We start from the raw sequence: 18818 nt of genomic DNA, 5'->3' as shown, positions 1-18818 counted from the left end.
GCCGGAGAGTTTGAGTAAAGATGTTGCCTGCTACGAATATGATGCCCCGTTTTCTTTGCCCTGCATAATTTGATTGCGTTTTTTGCCATAAGTAATAGCAGCAGTACAAATCAAAATGCATAGGATTAATCCAATTTCAATGCCAAGACGGATTGGGGGAATTCTCCCCGAATTGCTTGAAAGGAAAATTCCGGCATCCGGAAGCAGCAACCCAAATAAAGGGAAGCAGAAAAACATTCTCAATATTATTAATTTTTCCATAATTATTAACATTTAGTATGATTATGCTAAGGTAGGTATTATTTTGTTATAATTTATATAAAAATCAAAATTAACTATAATACAAATTTTGGGTTGCTTTGTTTTCTTTTTGGTTACTTTTTTTATCAGCCTAAAAAGGAAGGTGAATCTTTAACAAATCGGCATAAAAACTTAAGTGCAACTGGTTTTGATGAATAGGGAATTATGACTAAGAAACCTTGACGAAAAAAGAAAAGAAAAATTTATTTTTAAATAAGCGAACGCTCACTTATATTTGTACTATGCGACCACGCGACGAAAATAAAGAACTGCTTATACGCCAAAAAGCCATTGAAATGATAGCAGCGCAAGGGCTGGACGGATTTGGCGTTAACAAACTGGCGAAAGCCGCTGGTGTTTCGCCGGCTACCATTTATATATATTATAAGGATAAGGACGACCTGATCATTAAATTGTGTATAGAAGTGGCAAATAAAATGATGGAATATAGCTTTAAAAACTTTTTACCCGAAATGGACTTTGCCGATGGGCTTAAAATGCAATGGCGTAACCGAATGACATACTTTATAAGTTTCCCGCTGGAAATGGAATTTATTGAGATTATGCGATACACCCATTATTACGAAGAGGTAAGTAAAATGCTCACCAACAATTTTGGGTCGATATTGGGGCCATTTGTGCAAAATGCCATGGAGAAAAAGCAATTAATTCAATTGCCTTTTGAAGTATACTGGTCAATAGCCTTTGCGCCCTTATACCAGCTTATAAAATTTCACTACCAGGGCCGCAGTTATGCAAACGGAAACTTTGAATTGAATGACGACCTGATGATGCAAGCCCTGCAATTGGTTATAAAAGCACTAAAACCTTAAAAAATTGAACTGATAAAATGCGAACGCTAATTTATTAAAGATATATAATTATGAAATTAAACCATATCAACCTGCCGGTAAGCGATGTTGCGGCCAGCAGCAGTTTTTTTGAACAGTACTTTAATTTTAAATGTACCGAAAAAAAGGGCGATAACTTAATTGCCATATTACAGGGTATCGATGGCTTTACACTTGTACTAATGGCTAACAATTTTAACCGAAATGGTAACAGTACTTTTCCGGATGCATTTCACGTTGGTTTCCTGCTTGAGAGCCGCCAGGATGTTACCGACGTATATAACCGCCTTTTAGCCGGTGGCTTTGCTGCCGAACAGGCCCCTGCAAATATGCGTGGTGGTTATGGCTTTTATTTTAATGCCCCTGGTAATATACTTACCGAGGTAACCTGCAATAACTAATTAAGTATTAAATACATAATCATCTTGTTATGATACCAGCATCAGCCTATAAAAATCCGCATCATGTGATGCTGTTTTTTGAAGAAAAAGAAACTAACTATAATGAACCCTGTATTACCGAGCGCGTTAGCTATTATGAAAATCTTAAAAAAATAGGTAAAGTATTATTACGCGGCGACTTTTGGAACCAGGGCCGCAATTTTGTAATTGTTTATGTAGCATCAGATACCGAACTGGAGCAAATTATAGATAACGACCCGGCAGTACGCCAAAATATGCTTGAGCTGGTTAGGGCTATGCCTTTTTAATTTACCGGTTTTGTATCCGTTAAAACACCGGGTTTACAATGGGTTAAAATACGGGTAGTTTAGTACTTGTTTCTAAGTATATTACCATATATGTTTGTGTAAACATTATTATGGAATCTTTTGAGTTAGCAGTTAATCAAAAAATATATAAGATTATCAGGGCAACAACGGGTAAAGCTATCTATAATGTTTTTAATCACTCCTCGTTTCATATCATCACCAAAACAAGTTTTCATGGTTGGGAGGTTATAGAACACCGTTTTGGTGATCATCAAATACCGCTGCAGCAAATAGGCAAAGGCATTGAAGATCACTTAGGTTTATAACTTATTTATAATATACCCAACTAAAGTTTTTTTGCATTAATTTAAGCGTAAAGAAAATAATACTTTCTTTTTACTTATAATATTTGCTTTTTACTCCCTGAAGTTGTATATTGTGCTTATTAAATGATTAAGTATGGAAGAATTAAAAATTTTCAGAATATTCGCCGGCTTTCCTTTATTGGGTTTACTGCTGCCAGATCTTTCTTCGATGTTTGTATCTACCTCGCAAGGCATCCCTTTTATCCATATTTACATCGAGTTTTTTTTGTTGCTGAGTATAGCTATTTGTACAATTGGCATCTGGTACAATCAAAAACAGCAAAAAGTCAATAATATTTCCGCGGCCTAAGGATATTCACTATAAGGCAGTAAAAAAAAAGCCCGTAATATGGCTTATATATTTGCCCCCAATTTATGTACCTATTTTAATATATTATGCCTGGTGTTTTGAACCGGGCATTTTTATTTTAATATATACAGTTTAAAATCAATAAATTGGCTTGCAGCTTTTATAGTAGGAGTAACCTGGTGCGTAAAATCCTCAATATAAAACAAGTAAATCCCGAATGATAATTCAGTAATATCCCTTGCATTATTATAATTCTGCTGCTATACTTTTGAATAATAAGTTATGTAATCAGGGGCAGTAACTTAGGAGCAGCCGTTTGCCGTAATGCAACGGCTGTTTTTTTTTGAAATGGATTTCGCCGATTGATTATGATTTCACCGATTAGTGTGATTTTTGGGTTTACTACGATGATTTTGGCTATGGACAATGGTCTATGGGCCTCTACCGCTCATCCCACATTCCACATTAATTTAAAATGGTTTAGTTTTACACAACAATCAGCAACCAATAACCATGACCACCCGCATTTCAAAAATTACAGCGCCGGTAATTGCGTTTTGTATAATTTGTTTAAACTTTTACACTGCCGCTGCACAAAACAAAAAACCTTTTAAAGTGATTGCCTTTTACACCGGCCGAAATGATAAGGCGCATATCAGTTTTGTGCACGAAGCTAATAAGCGTTTCCCGGAGATGGGCAAAAAATACAATTTTACCTACGATTCTACCAATAACTGGGGCAACATGAATCAGCATTTTTTGGCCAGATACCAGGTGGTGCTGTTTTTAGATACCCGGCCGGATGATCCTGCACAACGGGCTGCATTTGAGCAATACATGAAAAATGGCGGCGCCTGGATGGGCTTCCATTTCTCTGCATTCGCGCTTACGCCGTCGGATTATCCGCAAAATTGGGATTGGTACCATAATGAGTTCCTGGGATCGGGCCAGTATGTAAGTAATACCTGGCACCCTACATCGGCTATTTTACGGGTAGCGGATGCCAAACATCCCGTAACCAAAGGTTTGCCAGCAACCTTCAAAACACAACCAAATGAGTGGTACCGATGGGAGCATGACCTGCGTAAAAATCCGGATATTGATATCTTATTATCTATCGACTCAACCAGTTTTCCGTTGGGTACCGGACCAAAGCCGCATGAAATCTGGCACAGTGGTTACTATCCTGTGGTATGGATCAATAAAAAATACCGTATGGTTTATTTTAACATGGGTCACAACGATATGGACTATGATGGCGGAACAGATAAATCATTATCCCAAACATTTGATAATGATACGCAGAACCAGTTGCTTATAAATGCTTTGTTGTGGTTGGGTAGGAAGTAAAAGCCCCACCCAAATCGTCTCCAAAGGAGAGGGCTTTTGATTTTTTTGTCATGCAGAACCAAGTGAAGCATCTATTATACGTCATACAAATACGACTTGCATAATTCACGGAATGAATCTTCGCGATGCCGAGATAGCAGTTTTTCTAATGTAACAACACTTCCCTACCTTAGCCCCCTAATACACTGTCGCTTCATGAAGAAACTAAAATTGTTGCACCAACAAATCCTGGCATTAGAGAACAAAGAAAATCAGGATCTTACCGATATGCTTTGGCAGCTCATCTGCTATCCGCCAAAAATGCAGACAAGGTTGCAGCAACAAACTTTGCTGGATGAAGCCACTAAGTTTAGCCTTGAGGTTTATGATCCTCATTTTAGCAGGTCGGCATTAAAATTTAACGGTTTTATATGGGGGGATGGCAGTAAAAAAGTACTTATTACACATGGATGGGGTTCAAAAGCAATTGATTTTGATGAAATGATAGCAGCTTTAAAAACCATTAAAGATTTGCAGATTATTGCTTTTGATGCGCCGGGTAATGCCAGTTCAGAAGGGGAATTATCCAACCTGATACTTTTTTCAAAAGCCGCCGAAGAGGTTATTAAAACCTATGGTGCTCCTGATATAATGATTGGGCATTCGCTTGGGGCCATGGCTAATGTAATTGCCATTAACGAAACTGGTATTAAGCCTGCATTGCAGATTAGTATTGCGCCGCTTATTAAGCTTAAACAAAACTTTATAGCCACTATGGATGCTGCCGAAGTGCCTGTATCGGCACAGGATAAGTTTTTTGAAAGCTTTGAAGAACTGTTTGGTATGGATGCTTCTTATTTTGACATTGATGATAAATATATAGGCAATGCTGCGCTAAAGCATTGGCTGGCTTTTGATAAGGAGGATAAAGTTTCGCCTTATGATTACCTCCGGGAATTTTTGAGCGTTAATCCTGAGGTTATTACACATGAATATACTGGTCCCGGACATGATCGAATCATTAAGGATGCCGAAGTTGTTGCAGATATTGTGGGTTTGATAAGAGGGATGTAATCAAAAAATGTCATTGAGCGTGGTAATCATGCGTCTCATGTACCGTCTCATGTACCTATGATAAGTCGCAAAATCCCAGACTTACGAAGTTTTTAAAACTTCGTAAGTCTTTCGCCGACGGATCGAACGTGTATGCTCAGTTTGCGATTGCTCCATGCCTTTACGTCAATGACAATGAGCAGATCACACCACCTCATTTTGCACTCCCGAATAATATTTCAACTCAATCAAATCATGCGGCAGCGCTTTACTATTCCAGCATTGGTGAATGGCCAGTGCGGTGCCTACAGCCGTAGCCTGTGCCATTGAAGCCGCATAAACCTCTAACTGCGGAAATGCAAGTGCCAGCAGGTGCATAAACACACTGTTTTTACTAAACCCACCGTCAACAAAAATCCTTTGTACTTTGCATCCTTGTAGCACATAATTGGTTGATATGGTTTGTTGGTTAACTATATCTATCATCAATTGATGGTAAGCTTCAATATCAGTACTAAAGTCACTTAGATTGCGCTGTTCAAAAACAGATTTTTGTAACTCTCCTTCCTGTTTTTGGCTGTGTAGTATAGTTTGTGTATTGAGCTTTGCAGCTATTGCCGGATCGTAATTGAGGGTGCGGTAACTTATCTCGTCCTGGTTAAAGTGGGCAGCAATGCGTTTTACCTGCTGTTCGTATTCGTAGCCGGTGAAAAGCCGCGATGCTTTAACCGGGCTGCCTTTGTATTGCAGGTAGTTAAGGCAATCGTTCTTTAGCTCATCGGCAGTAAGCGGCGTTTGATTAAAAGGGTTTAAGCTGATAGACCATGTGCCGGTAGATATGAGCACAAAGGGCATATTAAAGCTCACCAGGTAGGGTATAAGCGCCGCAGAACTATCATGCAAGCCAACTCCCACACAAAAAGTACTGCCCGGAAACACAGAAGGCAGCACGCTGTCGGCAGGTTTTAAGGGCGCCATTTTGGGCAATATGCCTTCGTCATTAACCCAATGATGGTAATTGTTGCTCCCAAAATCCCACAGAGCGGTATGGCAGCCTATGCTGGTTATATCCGTAACCATCTGGCCGCTGAGCAGGTAGCTCATGTATTGCGGCAGGTGCAGGGCATATTTAAGTTTTTTGAAAACTTCTGGCTGCTGGTATTTAAGCCGATACAATTGAAGACCTGAGTTGAGGTTACCCAAAACAGGCGAGGCAGTTTCGCGGGCAAACCGGGCTTCATCGCCATAGGTTTCGTAAAACTGCCTGCCTAACTCTGGTGGATATGGTTTAAGATAATTATATAATGGGGTTAAGGGCCTGCCATCTTCATCTACATAAACAAAACTTGCCCCATAGGTAGAGAAATTGACGGCCTTTAAATCAAACTCCTTATGCTTAAAGATCTCGCGCAGCGAATCAAATACGGATAAGCGCAGGCTGTCGAGGTTTTCGCATGGGTCGCCATCCTCGTCGTGGGTTTCCATGAAGCGGGCCGTCCGTTCAAAAACTATCTTATAGTTTTCATCAAACAGGAATAGCTTCTTATTGGTTTTACCCACATCAAAAACAGCTATAACGGGTATTTGCGCCATATTATAATCCGGTTGATACTGCTTTAGCTCCGCGTTCTTTTATCAATTGGTTACGTACCGCCTGCTGCCTGTACAAGGCCAGCGGATCTAATGCTCCGCCTGCACGTAAACGTGCCTCTGCCAGTAATGATCGAACATCTGTACGGTAGGCATGCTGTAAAATTTCCTGGGCCTGTACCACATCATTATCCTGTTGGGCCTGCTTTAAAGTCGTCGCATCAATCAATAATGCCTGCGCATAGGCTATTTTTATGGCTTCTACCGACTGGATTAAATCCTCAATAGGGTCTTTTATGTTGTGCGATGCATCTATCATCCAGCCGATAGCCGTGGCGTGGTTCATGCCGCGGGCATCCATGCCCTCTACCAGTTCGTTAAATATCAGGAATAATTGATATGGGTTGATACTGCCAACGGTCAAATCATCGTCGCCATATTTGGAGTCATTAAAGTGGAAACCCGCCAGCTTGCCTTCCATTAGCAATAGAGATACAATTTGCTCGATATTGGCACCCTGTAAATGGTGACCAAGATCAACCAGTGTTTGTGCCTTATTACCCAATTTTGAAGAAAGGAGGTATGATTGTCCCCAGTCGCCAATCGTAGTCGAATAAAAATTAGGCTCGTAAGGTTTATATTCCACCCAAACTTTCCAATCGGCAGGTAAGGCATCATAAATTTCCTGCAGGCTTTCCAGCGTGCGCTCAAAAGCACCGCGCATATTTAACTGCCCTGGGAAGTTTGATCCATCGGATAACCAAACAGACAATGCTTTTGAATCCAGCTCAACACCGTATTTTATAACCTCGATGTTGTGGGCTATAGCCTGTTTGCGTACTGCTTTATCCACATGGTGCAATGAGCCATATTTGTAGCTCAGCTCCTGCGATGCCTGGTCCTGGAAGGTGTTGGAGTTAACCGCGTCAAAATGCAAACCTAACTGGGCGGCATGCGCCTTAATATCGGCAGCATTTTTTGGGATATCCCATGGAATGTGCAGGGAAATGGAGTTACTGCTCCTGTTTAAAGCGTGGATCAGGCCTACGTCTTCAATTTTCTCTTCCAAACTACGCGGCTCGCCGCCACCAGAAAAACGACCAAAGCGGGTGCCGCCTGTACCCAAAGCCCAGCTTGGTATGGCTATATTAAAATCAATTAACTTTTTTAGGATGGTATCCAATCCGTTTACATCAGCCGCAACAAAATCAAACTTACGCTGGTGCGCGACTTTGTGCTGATGGTTATATTCTTCGATTATGCTCTTCTCTAATTGCATTGTTATCGGTTTATAATTTTAGTCCTCTATATAAGTTATAAAACCATGTCATTGCGAGGAGGAACGACGTGGCAATCGCGAACATGCAAGTTCGCCCTGCACAGTTCGCGATTGCTTCGTGCCTCGCAATGACATAATTTATTCCAGACTTACGAAGTTTTAAAAACTTCGTAAGTCTTCTTGCTTTTTTAGTCCTTTATCCTTCGTCCAAAAATCCTTCGTCCAAAAATCTACCTCACAAAAGCCATTGCTACCCCGCCATCAACATTCAACACGTTGCCGGTTGATTTGTTGAGCAGACCGCCGGTGAAGGCAAAGCAGGCATCGGCGATATCGGCAGGTAATATGATCTCGTTCAGTAAGGTACGTTTGGCATAGTAAGCAGGCAGTTCTGCTACGGTAATGCCATAAGCTTTTGCACGGCCTTCGGCCCATCCGCCGGCCCATATGTTGCTGTCACTTATTACCGCGTCGGGATTTACCACGTTCACGCGGATTTTGTCGGCACCTAATTCAGCTGCATTTAAGCGGCTCAAATGTAATTGCGCAGCTTTTGCCGATCCGTAACCCGCGTTGTTTGGTCCGCTAACCAGGGCATTCTTGCTTACGATGTTGATGATATCGCCACCGATGGCCTGCTTTTTCATCACGGCAACGGCGGCCTGGGTTATAAAGAACTGGCCTTTCACCAATACATCATACAGCAGGTCCCAATCTTTATCGGTATGGTCGGCAATTGATTTTGATATGGATAAACCCGCATTGTTTATCACAATATCAACCCCTCCGAAAGCCAAAGCAGCAGTTTCTAAAGCGGCAGTTATCTGTTCGCTGTTGGTTACATTAAGCACTGCGGTGGTGTATGAATCTTTGCCGTATAGCTTTTTAAATTCTTCACCTGCGCTGTCTAAACGTTCGGTGTTCATGTCGTTTAGTATTACAACTGCACCTTCGTCAACAAATTTTTTGGCTATGGCTTTGCCTATACCACCCGCGCTGCCTGTAATGAGGGCTATTTTGCCAGATAGGGCCTTTGGTTTTGGCATACGCTGTAATTTTGCTTCTTCAAGCAACCAGTACTCAATATCAAATGCTTCCTGGCGTGGTAATGAGGTATATTCTGATATTGCTTCGGCGCCCTTCATTACGTTGATGGCGTTGGTGTAAAACTCGGCAGCTACACGGGCGGTTTGTTTGTCTTTGGAGAACGAGAACAAACCAACTCCCGGATACAGGATAATCACCGGGTTGGTATCTCTTATAGCCGGGCTGTTATCATGCCGGCAGGTATTGTAATAATCGGTATACATCTGGCGGTAAGCCTCAAACGCAGGGATAAGGCGTAGTTGTAATGCTTTTACATCACTTAAATCCTCGCCCGGTTCAAGGTCCAATACCAACGGACTGATCTTGGTGCGTAAAAAGTGATCGGGGCAGCTGGTACCCAATGGTGCCAGGCGATCAAGATCGTTGGAGTTAATAAATTCCAACACGCGGGCATCATCTGTAAAATGACCGATCATGTGCTTTTGGCTGGAGCAGAAACCGCGAAGAATAGGGGCAATAGCGGCAGCCTGCTTTTTGCGACCAGCTTCATCAAGGCTTTCAATTTTTTGCCCGCCAAAAACAGGGCCCTTTTTACCATAGTTTTCTTCCAGGTATTCGGCACAGCGCTCAATAACTTCAAGCGTGTTCATATAGCTTTCGTAAGCGGTATCACCCCAGGTAAATAAACCATGCGAGCCCAACATGATACCACGGATGCCCGGATTTTCGTCTAAACATTGCTTTAGCTGTAAGCCCAGCTCAAAGCCTGGTTTTTTCCACTCAACCCAGCCGATGGTGCCGTTAAACAATTCCTGGGTTATTTTTTTGCCGTCTTTAGCTGCCGCGATAGCTATAGCCGCATCGGGGTGCAGGTGGTCGATGTGTTTAAAGGGTAAAAAGCCATGTAGTGGGGTATCTATAGACGGCGCTTTGGAAGCAAGGTCATAAATACAGTGGTTAAACAATTCCACCATTTCGTCTTCATGCTCCACACCGCGGTAAACGTTTTTGAGGCTCCGCAGGCGATCTACATACAGGGCTGCCAACCCGCTTTTCTTTAGTGTGCCTATATCGCCACCCGAGCCTTTAATCCACATTACCTCAACATCACTGCCGGTTAACGGATCTTTGGAGGTCACTTTGCAGGAGGTATTACCACCTCCATAATTGGTGAGCCTAAGATCGGCGCCCAATAAGTTGGATCGGTATATTAATAATGCTACTTCATCACCTATAAGGTCGGCAGCTTTGGCATCATCCCACAGGTAGCTTACGTGCTTAAATTGTGTTGTTTTGACAGACATATGTTTAATTAGTGAATTATTGAGTTAGTGAATTAATGATTTATTTAATTTATAAGTTATTTAATGGAATTACCGTAACCAACTACTAATACCGATAATATGATCACGGCTATGCCGGTTATTACGGTGGCAAGGGCCTTTTTGCTTACACCTTTCCATTCTTTGAGCACCAGGCCCCACATATTGGCTATTAGTATAATGAAAGCCATGTGCAGAATCCAGGAACTGGCGCCGTTGCCCATTTTACTTTCGCCCATGCCGTAGAAAAAGAACTGCAGGAACCAGGTAGTGCCGGCCAATGCTGCAAACAGGTAGTTTTTAAGCAGCGGTGTTTTTTTATCGGTATAGTTACCAAACGTTTTGTTGCTTGCGTTTAGCACCATACACCATATGAAATTGGTGGTTAACCCGCCCCAAAGTATAATGATATAAGTTACATTGTTTTGAAACAGAAAGTTACCCTGGTTTGGATGCGCAACCTGCCAAACCTGGTTAGCCGTATCGGCCATTGATTTACCTGCCTCGATACCGAAGTTGAAACAGGCGCTTAATATACCCGATACAATGGCAACCAGGATACCCAGGCCAAACCGGTAATCTTTATTTTCCTGGGCGATGGTTTTATCGGCGGATAGTTCTTTTTCTTTCATCATGCCAGCCTTGCCGCAGATAACGATGCCCACCACGCAAAGCAAAATTCCTAACAATACCATTTGCCCCCATTGGTTATGCAGCAGCATACTAAAGGTATCTTTGCCCGCTTTTGGAAAAAAATCGTAATAAACCGAGGGTATCAACGCGCCAAATACCGAACAAAGACCCAGTATAATAGTGCTGCCCAACGAAACTCCCAAATAGCGAACCCCCAAACCATAGGTAAGCCCCCCGATGCCCCAAAGTAAACCCATCAAATATGTCCAGCCGATAACGGATGTGCTGGTATGGCTAATGATATCGGCAAAGCCCGGAATAGTTAACCATGCTGCCAGCGGGGGTACAATGAACCAGGAAAAAATACCGCCTACAATCCAGTAGCTTTCCCAGGCCCATCCCTTAATTTTTTTGTAGGGAATGTAAAAACTCCCCGAGGCAAAACCGCCGATAAAATGGAAAAAAACTCCAAAAATAATTTGCATATAATAATTAGTTTAAATTGGCGAAGCTAATTTAGGGAATAGTAATACAGGAACTGTCATGGACTGTCATGAGTTGCTGCGAGGGAGGCGTGAGAAGGTACACGGAGGTTGTATTCCTTCACTTTTGAAAAGATTAAGGCTGTTTAGGCTTCGCCTAACAACGGAAATAAGGCTATAACCTTAAATAATAATTATTAATATCAGGTTATAGCCTTAACAAGTTGTTTAAGTTCAGTCCTTTACCTTTTATTAAACGGTTGTTCAAAAAAATCGTCAACCAGTTTGTTAAATTCATCCTTATGTTCCTGGAGCGTTGGATGGCCGGAGTTGGGTACTATCCACAGGTATGCTTTGGGGATGTTTTGCGATATAATAACCGTATGCTCAGTGGGGATCACATCATGATCGCCGGCTATAATGAGCGATGGGCATTGGATTTTCTTTAGTTCAGAAAGTTTGATGTTGGGCTGAAACCAATCAAGCAGGAAGATCTTCCAGTCGTTTTTTTCTTTGGCAGTTTTCCAAACTGTATTCTTGTTTTTGTTGTATTGCACCTGTTCCCCTTTCCAAAATTTCGGAACTATCCCTGTAGAGTCGGGCCAGAGGTTTGCACCTGTTGAGGCCAGCTTTATTACTTTTTTAGGGTAACGCATGGCCAGTTCAAGCGCGTTGATGCCGCCATCGCTCCAACCTATTACGTAGGCCGAATCGATGTGCATTACGTCCAATAGTCCGGCAAAATCATCGGCCATCATCTCAAAACTTAAAGAATCGCGCGGATCAACAGATTTGCCATGTGCGCGGCTGTCAACAGCTATCACTTTATATTTTTTAGCAAAATAGGGTATATTGTTTTTAAACGCGCTTATTTTATCACCGTTTCCATGAATCAGCAGCAGGGGTTTGCCACTGCCATAAGTTTCGGCATATAGTTTTATGCCCCGTACATCATAATATTTACCTGCTGCGGCATTGTCGCCGTATGGCAGTGTTTTTTCCTGGCTGTAAGCAATTTGAATAAAGGCAACGGATGTGACAAGGGTAAATAATAGCTTCTTTAATTGCATAATAACTTATAGTTAGTGGTTTATGTTTAAGCAATAAATATAAAATTAAAGGCTCAAAGAAAATAGTTTTGCTTTTATCATTTACTATTATTTTAACAATTTATGAAACAACGCAAAGCTAACTTGCTAACTAATACTACCTTTGCGAAATTAAATTAATCGTACGTTTAAACCATGTACGCCAAACAATATCTTAACTATAACTTTTATAGATAAAATGTTTACCGTACCTACACTTATATATTTATATTCTGCATGCCTGCCATCCGCCTAAAAAATACTCTTATACCTGCTTTCCTTTGTGTTTTTATCAGCTTATTTATCGGCAATAATTGCTTTGGGCAACAGGATGATAGCGCTAATCAGGCTACCCGCCGCTTTAAATTTAAAACGGTAATTATTGATGCTGGTCATGGCGGTAAAGATCCCGGTGCACATGGCGCTTATTCAAAAGAAAAGAATGTGGCGCTAAGCATTGCCAAAAAACTGCGCGACCTGGTAAATGATGCAATGCCCGAGGTGAAAACGGTAATGACGCGCAGTACCGATGTTTTTATTGAGCTGCATAAGCGTACCGATATAGCCAACAGTAATAATGGTAACTTATTTATATCTATCCACTGTAACTCATCCCCGCAGAAAAGAGCCACCGAACATGGTACTTTATTACTGGTTTATGGTTTTCACCGCAGCCAGGAACAGCGCGAGGCCCTGCGCGAAAACGCCGCCATCTACATAGAAAAGGATTATAAGAATAAATATAATGGCTATGGTGATGATGCCGTAGTGAATACCATCGTATTGAACGCTTTTCAGCAAAAATATCGTAAACAAAGTATCCAGTTTGGCGACCTGATAAACCGGGAATTTAAAAAGACCGATGGACGCCATAGTTATGGCGTAAAAGAGCAGGGTGTGCTGGTGCTGGCCCAAAGCGGAATGCCGGCAGTTTTGGTTGAAACAGGTTTTATCAATAACCCGGCTGATGAAGATTACCTGAACTCTAACGATGGACAAAATGCAATTGCCAGGTCGATACTACGATCGTTAAAAGAATATAGGGATAACCTGGAGGGGAGATAAGTTGTCATTAAACCGGGTGTTGAATAATATATAAGATTTTAATCTCTATCAAACAGGATTGTTAAAACGCCACTTTTTAGTTAATATTATTCCAATTTATTTAAATAAATATTTATTTAATAATAGCCATTTTAGCAAAATATCGGGTAATAAATACCGTTCCTACTGCTCAAATAAACTATTATCCACATGAAAAAAATCCTGTTTTTAATCCCTGCATTTTTATTGGCTTTTCAAATTTCAAAAGCTCAAACCGAAAAAGGCTCGCAAACTCTTGGGCTCGATTTAGGTTTCAGTCACTCGAGTTCAGATAACTCTTATACTGCCCAGGGCGGTACTGTAGTTTCAAGTAGCAAGCTTACAAGTTTTCTTATTGGCCCCGGTTACAGTTATTTTATTGCTGATAAGCTGGATATTGGCGCACGTTTGTTGTATACTACAGGCAATCAAAGCAATGGTGGCAATATGGCTACAAGGCAGCATTCAACAGAGTATGGCGCTAACCTGTTTTTAAGGAAATACTTTATGTATGGCGATAAAATAGGAATACGTACCGGCCCTTATATTGGCTATTATAGGAGTAACCATAAGTATACATTTGATGATCCTACATACGCCAGCAGTAATGATAACTTTAAAACGGATAGTTATAATGGCGGTGTGAACCTTGGTTTGGTATACTATCCATCAAAAAAAGTTGGGGTATCGGCTACATTGGCTAACCTTAACTATAGCCATTATAAAACTATAGACCCAAACAATCAACAAAGCAGCACAGGTGATAGTGTAGATCTCAGATTAATTTCAAACGACCTTTCAATTTCTGTTTTCTATACGTTTGGTAAATAAATTAAAGGAATTTTATAATGGATAGGTAAGCATCTTACCTATCCATTATAAAATATATGGCTTTCTAAATTCACCAAACAAAAGCCCGGATTAACTTGTTTTAGGGAGCAATACCCCATCTGGCTCAATTAACCTAATTCAACTTAATCAAAAAATGGCCTCAATTAAATCATCACGCAGAAATTTTATCCGTAATGCATCCGTAGGTTTTGGCGCTTTGGCGCTTGGTCCAATGTTGTCGCAACTAGCTATTGCCAAACCAGGTAAAAAGCTGGGAATTGCGTTGGTTGGTTTAGGAAGCTATAGCGGAGGACAGCTGGCACCAGCCCTGCAAAAAACGCAGAACTGTTACCTGGCAGGTATTGTTACAGGCACACCATCAAAGGCAGCAGCATGGGCCAAAAAATACAACATTCCCGAAAAAAATATTTATAACTACCAGAATTTTGATACAATAGCCCAAAACCCGGCTATTGATATTGTGTATGTGGTATTGCCTGTATCCATGCATAAAGAATATACCATACGGGCGGCACAGGCAGGCAAACATGTGATTTGTGAAAAACCGATGGCCCTTAATGCCAAAGAATGTGAAGAAATGATAGCCGCATGTAAAAAGGCCAACCGTTTATTATCTATAGGTTACCGCCTGCATTTTGAGCCACATACTATCGAGTTGATGCGGTTGGGGCAAAAGCAAATTTTTGGTAAGGTAACCAGTATCGATACCGGTAACGGCTTTACCTATAACGGCGATCCTAACGCCTGGCGCTTAAAGAAAGCAATGGCCGGTGGCGGTGGACTGATGGATATGGGTATTTATTCTATCCAGGGATCACGTTACACTTTAGGCCAGGAGCCTTTGGCAGTAAAAGCCACACAGGAGAAAACCCGGCCGGATTTTTTTAAGGAAGTTGACGAAACTGTTTTTTGGGAGCTAAAGTTTCCCGGCGGTCAAAAGGTTACCGGTAAATCGAGCTATAATCATGATTGGGGCTATTTGAAAGTACAGGCCGAGCGGGGTAAGTTTCAGCTTGAACCTGCTTATGGCTATGGAGGCATTGACGGGTTTACCAGCAACGGACCAATGAATTTTCCTCAGATAGTGCAGCAGGCGGCGCAGATGGATGATTTTGCAACCTGCGTAGCCCGCAATGTACAAAGCCGCGTACCCGGCGAGGAAGGCTTAAAAGATATGAGGGTAGTTGATGCCATTTACCGCAGCCTTGACTCTGGGAAGTGGGAGAAGATAGTGTAAAGTATATAAGTATAGTTGAGTATAAATTATCTCTTCTGTTATTTAGGATCACAATAAACACCTCATTTACTAATCATTCCATCCATTACCCCACTAAATCAGTCGTGATTTGTCATCCAATTTTAATAAAAAGATGTTTAAACATTTATTGAATAAAAAATCAAATTCTTTGTATACTTTTGGGTTATAGAAAAAATTAAATCAAAAAAAATTCAAAACGAAATGAAAAAGATCTTTATCCTGTTAGCATCAGCATTTTTGTACACTGCTACATCGGCACAAACTACCTGGACGGTTGACAAAGCACACTCAAACGTTAAATTTACTGTTACCCACTTATTGGTAAATGACGTTGATGGTACTTTTAAAAATTATGATGCTACCATCACAACTGCAAAACCAGATTTTAGCGATGCTAAAGTTTCATTTACAGTGCAAACTGCTTCTGTAAGCACAGATAACGATTATCGTGACAATCACTTAAAATCGGCCGAATTTTTTGATGTTGCAAATAAGCCAACTCTTACTTTTACAAGCACAGGTATTTCAAAAACATCTGAAAAACATTATGCCGTTACCGGTAACCTTACTTTAGCCGGTGTTACCAAACCCGTTACTTTTGACCTTTGGTACCGTGGTACTATTACCAACCCAATGAGCAAAGCCGATGATGCAGGTTTCCAGTTAACCGGTACTATCAAGCGTGCTGATTTTAATTTCGGCAGTAAATTTGGTTCAGCTATGTTAAGCGACGAAGTAACTATTAAAGCTAACGGCGAATTTGCTAAAGCTAAATAATAAAAAAGACACATATTAACGCTGCGGCGCGCTCATGAAAATGGGTGCGCCGTTTGTTTTTAGGCTAATTTTTATTGCGCTGGTATTGCGCTTTTAACTGCCGCTTTTGTAAATAATAAATAATTACACTGCAAATGCCTATTACTGCAACCAATGCGGCAGCAGCAATAACCTGTATAAGCGGTATTTTGTAGTCGGGGTTTATTAATGATTCGGTGATGTTGGGAATGATGATTGCAATGAGTGGTAAACAAGTAAATAGCCTTAAAAGTCCGAGCTTTTTCATAAAATAATTAATGTTTAGATAAGCCTCACCGCAAATGACCGATCTAAAGAATGACCGTTAGGTTAAATTGGTATTATAATGGCTCGCAGTTTCAAATATAGCAGATTGCGGCATAATAAAAAACACCCCGAATGTGGTGTGTTAAACTGCTTACGTAGTAAACTATTTAAAATGAAAGAGTTGAAAGTAACCTTTAGTCGGATAATAACTGTTTTAAAGTATCAAACCACAGCTGGTTTTTGGTGCCGAAGAAACGATGGTCTATAATAAGGTAAATAATATTGATGTTGTCGCCTTCTTTATAGCGCAACCTTAAGGGCTGCCAAAACATCCCATTGTTTCTAACTAATGACCTTTTATATATATCATCAAATCCCAGGTATATTTGCTCCAGCCGGTTAAGGGGAATATTAAGGTAGTTATAGCCATCAATAACCAGGCTGTTATTGGTCAATATAATTTCACCCTCACGGTGGTGGGGTGGTGGAGGCATGGAAAAAAGAGACCCGGCCTCGTCAATTAATGTGAGCGATGCAATTTCATAATCATAGCTCCACATGGCTTTGCCAATTTGTAAAATTTGCATTGATGTAATGTAGTAATATTAATTGGTAACTGCAACTATTGCATTTTGCGTAATTTTTGGCGCTATATAAATCCCTATATTTGATGTGCGAAAATGTTTTTCGTATTATAATAAGTATGGCTACAGAAGTTAAATGTCCAAGTTGTGGTTTTGGTTTCCCGATAGAGGAGGTGATGGCCGAGGAGTATAAAAAAGAGCTCCGGCTTAAAATGCAGGATTATACCCGCCAAAAAGAAGAAGAATACCGAAAAAAAGACGAAGAATTTTTAAACAAAGAACGGCAGCAAAAAGCCGAATTTGAGCAACGCCTTAGCGCCGAAAAAAAACAGCTGGAGCTTTCGCTTGAAGAAAATCTGCGTCGGTCTATCAGCCAGGATTACGAAAACCAGGTGCTGATGCTTAAGAATTCGGCGCAGGAGAGTGAGGAAAAACTGAAACTATCCCGCCACAAGGAACTGGAATTTTTACAGCGCGAAAAACAGCTGCAGCTAAAAGAAGAAGAAATGGAACTTTCCCTGCAGCGCAAATTACAGGAGCAGCGTAATGAGCTGAGCGAACAGATTCGCAAGCAGGAAGCCGAACGGCATAGTATAAAAGATACCGAGTATCAGCTAAAGGTAAAAGAACTCGAAAAACAATTGGACGACCAGAAAAAACTGGCCGAAGAAATGAAACGGAAAGCCGAGCAAGGGTCAATGCAGTTGCAGGGCGAGGCACAGGAATTGATTTTGGAGGAATTGCTACGTAACTATTTTCCGTTTGATTTGATAAGTGAAGTGGGCAAAGGGGTACGCGGTGCCGATTGTGTACAAACGGTACGTAACCAGTTTGGACAGGAGTGCGGCCGTATTATTTACGAAAGCAAACGCACAGCAACATTTGGCCCCGATTGGATAGATAAGCTTAAAAAAGATATGCGCGGCATCGGGGTTGATGTTGCGGTAATAGTTACCCAATGCTATCCGAAAGGGATGGATTGCTTTGGCGAGAGGGATGGCGTTTGGATCTGTAGCTTCGATGAGGTGAAGGCTGTATCCTACATCCTGCGCGACGGGATTATCAAACTCTCAAACCTGGTAAAATCACAGGATAATAAGGGGGATAAAATGCACCTGCTGTATGATTATTTAACCAGCAGCGAGTTTTCTGAGCAATGGAAAGCCATCCGCGAAGGGTATATGAGCATGCGCCTGTCTATCCAGAAGGAGCGTGATGCCATGGAAAAAATGTGGAAATCGCGCGAGAAACAGCTGGATAAGGTTTTGTTGAACGCGGCTCATATTAAAGGCAGTATTGAAGGTATTGCGGGCAGCGATAGCATACAGCTAAATTTAACCGATGATGAAGATGCCCTGCTGTTGGAGTAGTTTTCCCCGGGGAAAACGCTTTTAAAAATTTATAAATATTTTTTGGCTAAAGCCTTAATTCATTTCTGCCAATTTAACCGTTGGCTGAAGCCAAACGGCAATGAATTAAGCACTAATCCCGGTTAAAGTAGCTAAAAGTTCATTGCCGTCCCATTTATGGGACGGTAGTGAAGGAACAAAAAGCGGCTTCAGCCAAAATTTGCCATGCAGATATTTTAAACGCGATTTCCCTATAGTTTCCCTGAATTATC

General features: G+C 41.2%; 20 protein-coding genes. 12 read left to right on the top strand and 8 right to left on the bottom strand.

The annotated features are described in order from the left end of the window. Positions 1–30: 30 nt before the first annotated feature. Positions 31–261, bottom strand: a complete 231-nt coding sequence (locus AC1DQW_RS02545) for a hypothetical protein (RefSeq protein WP_477452695.1) — start codon at positions 259–261, stop codon at positions 31–33. A gap of 281 nt (positions 262–542) precedes the next feature. Between AC1DQW_RS02545 and AC1DQW_RS02540 the strand changes: the two genes are divergently transcribed. The 7 genes from AC1DQW_RS02540 to AC1DQW_RS02510 all read left to right on the top strand — a co-directional run bounded on the left by AC1DQW_RS02540 (position 543) and on the right by AC1DQW_RS02510 (position 4938). After that, positions 543–1133: a TetR/AcrR family transcriptional regulator gene (locus AC1DQW_RS02540; protein WP_477452694.1), complete on the top strand. Its 591-nt coding sequence runs from the start codon at positions 543–545 to the stop codon at positions 1131–1133. A 50-nt stretch (positions 1134–1183) separates the two neighbouring features. Next, positions 1184–1552, top strand: coding sequence for a VOC family protein (locus tag AC1DQW_RS02535; protein ID WP_477452693.1), 369 nt, complete (start codon positions 1184–1186; stop codon positions 1550–1552). 29 nt (positions 1553–1581) lie between these two features. Then, entirely contained in the window at positions 1582–1860 is a 279-nt protein-coding gene (locus AC1DQW_RS02530; protein WP_477452692.1) for a YciI family protein, read from the top strand. Positions 1861–1970: 110 nt separating this feature from the next. Further along, complete coding sequence (locus AC1DQW_RS02525) at positions 1971–2186, top strand: hypothetical protein (protein WP_477452691.1); 216 nt, start codon at positions 1971–1973, stop codon at positions 2184–2186. A 133-nt stretch (positions 2187–2319) separates the two neighbouring features. Beyond that, the gene (locus tag AC1DQW_RS02520) at positions 2320–2535 is read left to right on the top strand and encodes a hypothetical protein (protein WP_477452690.1); all 216 of its coding nucleotides are present in this window, start codon (positions 2320–2322) and stop codon (positions 2533–2535) included. A 513-nt stretch (positions 2536–3048) separates the two neighbouring features. Continuing rightward, entirely contained in the window at positions 3049–3885 is an 837-nt protein-coding gene (locus AC1DQW_RS02515) for a ThuA domain-containing protein (RefSeq protein WP_477452689.1), read from the top strand. A gap of 195 nt (positions 3886–4080) precedes the next feature. Then, complete coding sequence (locus tag AC1DQW_RS02510; protein ID WP_477452688.1) at positions 4081–4938, top strand: alpha/beta hydrolase; 858 nt, start codon at positions 4081–4083, stop codon at positions 4936–4938. 183 nt (positions 4939–5121) lie between these two features. Here AC1DQW_RS02510 and AC1DQW_RS02505 read toward each other — a convergent pair whose 3' ends face one another. From AC1DQW_RS02505 to AC1DQW_RS02485, 5 genes are all read right to left on the bottom strand, one after another. After that, a complete protein-coding gene (locus tag AC1DQW_RS02505; protein WP_477452687.1) occupies positions 5122–6510 on the bottom strand; it encodes an FGGY-family carbohydrate kinase in 1389 nt (462 codons plus the stop codon). A 1-nt stretch (position 6511) separates the two neighbouring features. Then, on the bottom strand, positions 6512–7786 hold the full coding sequence (locus AC1DQW_RS02500; protein ID WP_477452686.1) for a sugar isomerase: 1275 nt from the start codon (positions 7784–7786) through the stop codon (positions 6512–6514). A 230-nt stretch (positions 7787–8016) separates the two neighbouring features. Beyond that, a complete protein-coding gene (locus AC1DQW_RS02495; protein ID WP_477452685.1) occupies positions 8017–10137 on the bottom strand; it encodes a bifunctional aldolase/short-chain dehydrogenase in 2121 nt (706 codons plus the stop codon). A 56-nt stretch (positions 10138–10193) separates the two neighbouring features. Next, on the bottom strand, positions 10194–11273 hold the full coding sequence (rhaT, locus tag AC1DQW_RS02490; protein WP_477452684.1) for an L-rhamnose/proton symporter RhaT: 1080 nt from the start codon (positions 11271–11273) through the stop codon (positions 10194–10196). 239 nt (positions 11274–11512) lie between these two features. Beyond that, positions 11513–12340: an alpha/beta fold hydrolase gene (locus AC1DQW_RS02485; protein WP_477452683.1), complete on the bottom strand. Its 828-nt coding sequence runs from the start codon at positions 12338–12340 to the stop codon at positions 11513–11515. Positions 12341–12595: 255 nt separating this feature from the next. On the opposite strand from AC1DQW_RS02485, the gene AC1DQW_RS02480 reads away from it, so the two are divergent. From AC1DQW_RS02480 to AC1DQW_RS02465, 4 genes are all read left to right on the top strand, one after another. Continuing rightward, positions 12596–13423 (top strand): N-acetylmuramoyl-L-alanine amidase family protein, encoded by an 828-nt coding sequence (locus tag AC1DQW_RS02480; RefSeq protein WP_477452682.1) that lies wholly within the window; start codon positions 12596–12598, stop codon positions 13421–13423. Positions 13424–13612: 189 nt separating this feature from the next. Next, entirely contained in the window at positions 13613–14272 is a 660-nt protein-coding gene (locus AC1DQW_RS02475) for a hypothetical protein (RefSeq protein WP_477452681.1), read from the top strand. A 154-nt stretch (positions 14273–14426) separates the two neighbouring features. Beyond that, positions 14427–15530, top strand: coding sequence for a Gfo/Idh/MocA family protein (locus AC1DQW_RS02470; protein WP_477452680.1), 1104 nt, complete (start codon positions 14427–14429; stop codon positions 15528–15530). Between the two features lie 222 nt (positions 15531–15752). Then, on the top strand, positions 15753–16328 hold the full coding sequence (locus tag AC1DQW_RS02465; protein WP_477452679.1) for a YceI family protein: 576 nt from the start codon (positions 15753–15755) through the stop codon (positions 16326–16328). A gap of 64 nt (positions 16329–16392) precedes the next feature. Here AC1DQW_RS02465 and AC1DQW_RS02460 read toward each other — a convergent pair whose 3' ends face one another. Continuing rightward, on the bottom strand, positions 16393–16614 hold the full coding sequence (locus tag AC1DQW_RS02460) for a hypothetical protein (protein ID WP_477452678.1): 222 nt from the start codon (positions 16612–16614) through the stop codon (positions 16393–16395). Positions 16615–16807: 193 nt separating this feature from the next. Then, a complete protein-coding gene (locus tag AC1DQW_RS02455; RefSeq protein ID WP_477403296.1) occupies positions 16808–17200 on the bottom strand; it encodes a hypothetical protein in 393 nt (130 codons plus the stop codon). Between the two features lie 116 nt (positions 17201–17316). Between AC1DQW_RS02455 and AC1DQW_RS02450 the strand changes: the two genes are divergently transcribed. Continuing rightward, complete coding sequence (locus tag AC1DQW_RS02450) at positions 17317–18567, top strand: DUF2130 domain-containing protein (protein WP_477452677.1); 1251 nt, start codon at positions 17317–17319, stop codon at positions 18565–18567. Positions 18568–18818 lie beyond the last annotated feature (251 nt).

This window comes from Mucilaginibacter sp. P5_A4, assembly GCF_056400605.1.
The sequence above is the reverse complement of the archived record's forward strand: the minus strand, read 5'-3'. Positions and strand labels throughout refer to the sequence as shown.

Coding starts and splice junctions, on each gene's coding strand:
- AC1DQW_RS02545 (WP_477452695.1), bottom strand. CDS start 261: ATGGAAAAATTAATAATATTGAGAATGTTTTTCTGCTTCCCTTTATTT.
- AC1DQW_RS02540 (WP_477452694.1), top strand. CDS start 543: ATGCGACCACGCGACGAAAATAAAGAACTGCTTATACGCCAAAAAGCC.
- AC1DQW_RS02535 (WP_477452693.1), top strand. CDS start 1,184: ATGAAATTAAACCATATCAACCTGCCGGTAAGCGATGTTGCGGCCAGC.
- AC1DQW_RS02530 (WP_477452692.1), top strand. CDS start 1,582: ATGATACCAGCATCAGCCTATAAAAATCCGCATCATGTGATGCTGTTT.
- AC1DQW_RS02525 (WP_477452691.1), top strand. CDS start 1,971: ATGGAATCTTTTGAGTTAGCAGTTAATCAAAAAATATATAAGATTATC.
- AC1DQW_RS02520 (WP_477452690.1), top strand. CDS start 2,320: ATGGAAGAATTAAAAATTTTCAGAATATTCGCCGGCTTTCCTTTATTG.
- AC1DQW_RS02515 (WP_477452689.1), top strand. CDS start 3,049: ATGACCACCCGCATTTCAAAAATTACAGCGCCGGTAATTGCGTTTTGT.
- AC1DQW_RS02510 (WP_477452688.1), top strand. CDS start 4,081: ATGAAGAAACTAAAATTGTTGCACCAACAAATCCTGGCATTAGAGAAC.
- AC1DQW_RS02505 (WP_477452687.1), bottom strand. CDS start 6,510: ATGGCGCAAATACCCGTTATAGCTGTTTTTGATGTGGGTAAAACCAAT.
- AC1DQW_RS02500 (WP_477452686.1), bottom strand. CDS start 7,786: ATGCAATTAGAGAAGAGCATAATCGAAGAATATAACCATCAGCACAAA.
- AC1DQW_RS02495 (WP_477452685.1), bottom strand. CDS start 10,137: ATGTCTGTCAAAACAACACAATTTAAGCACGTAAGCTACCTGTGGGAT.
- rhaT (WP_477452684.1), bottom strand. CDS start 11,273: ATGCAAATTATTTTTGGAGTTTTTTTCCATTTTATCGGCGGTTTTGCC.
- AC1DQW_RS02485 (WP_477452683.1), bottom strand. CDS start 12,340: ATGCAATTAAAGAAGCTATTATTTACCCTTGTCACATCCGTTGCCTTT.
- AC1DQW_RS02480 (WP_477452682.1), top strand. CDS start 12,596: ATGCCTGCCATCCGCCTAAAAAATACTCTTATACCTGCTTTCCTTTGT.
- AC1DQW_RS02475 (WP_477452681.1), top strand. CDS start 13,613: ATGAAAAAAATCCTGTTTTTAATCCCTGCATTTTTATTGGCTTTTCAA.
- AC1DQW_RS02470 (WP_477452680.1), top strand. CDS start 14,427: ATGGCCTCAATTAAATCATCACGCAGAAATTTTATCCGTAATGCATCC.
- AC1DQW_RS02465 (WP_477452679.1), top strand. CDS start 15,753: ATGAAAAAGATCTTTATCCTGTTAGCATCAGCATTTTTGTACACTGCT.
- AC1DQW_RS02460 (WP_477452678.1), bottom strand. CDS start 16,614: ATGAAAAAGCTCGGACTTTTAAGGCTATTTACTTGTTTACCACTCATT.
- AC1DQW_RS02455 (WP_477403296.1), bottom strand. CDS start 17,200: ATGCAAATTTTACAAATTGGCAAAGCCATGTGGAGCTATGATTATGAA.
- AC1DQW_RS02450 (WP_477452677.1), top strand. CDS start 17,317: ATGGCTACAGAAGTTAAATGTCCAAGTTGTGGTTTTGGTTTCCCGATA.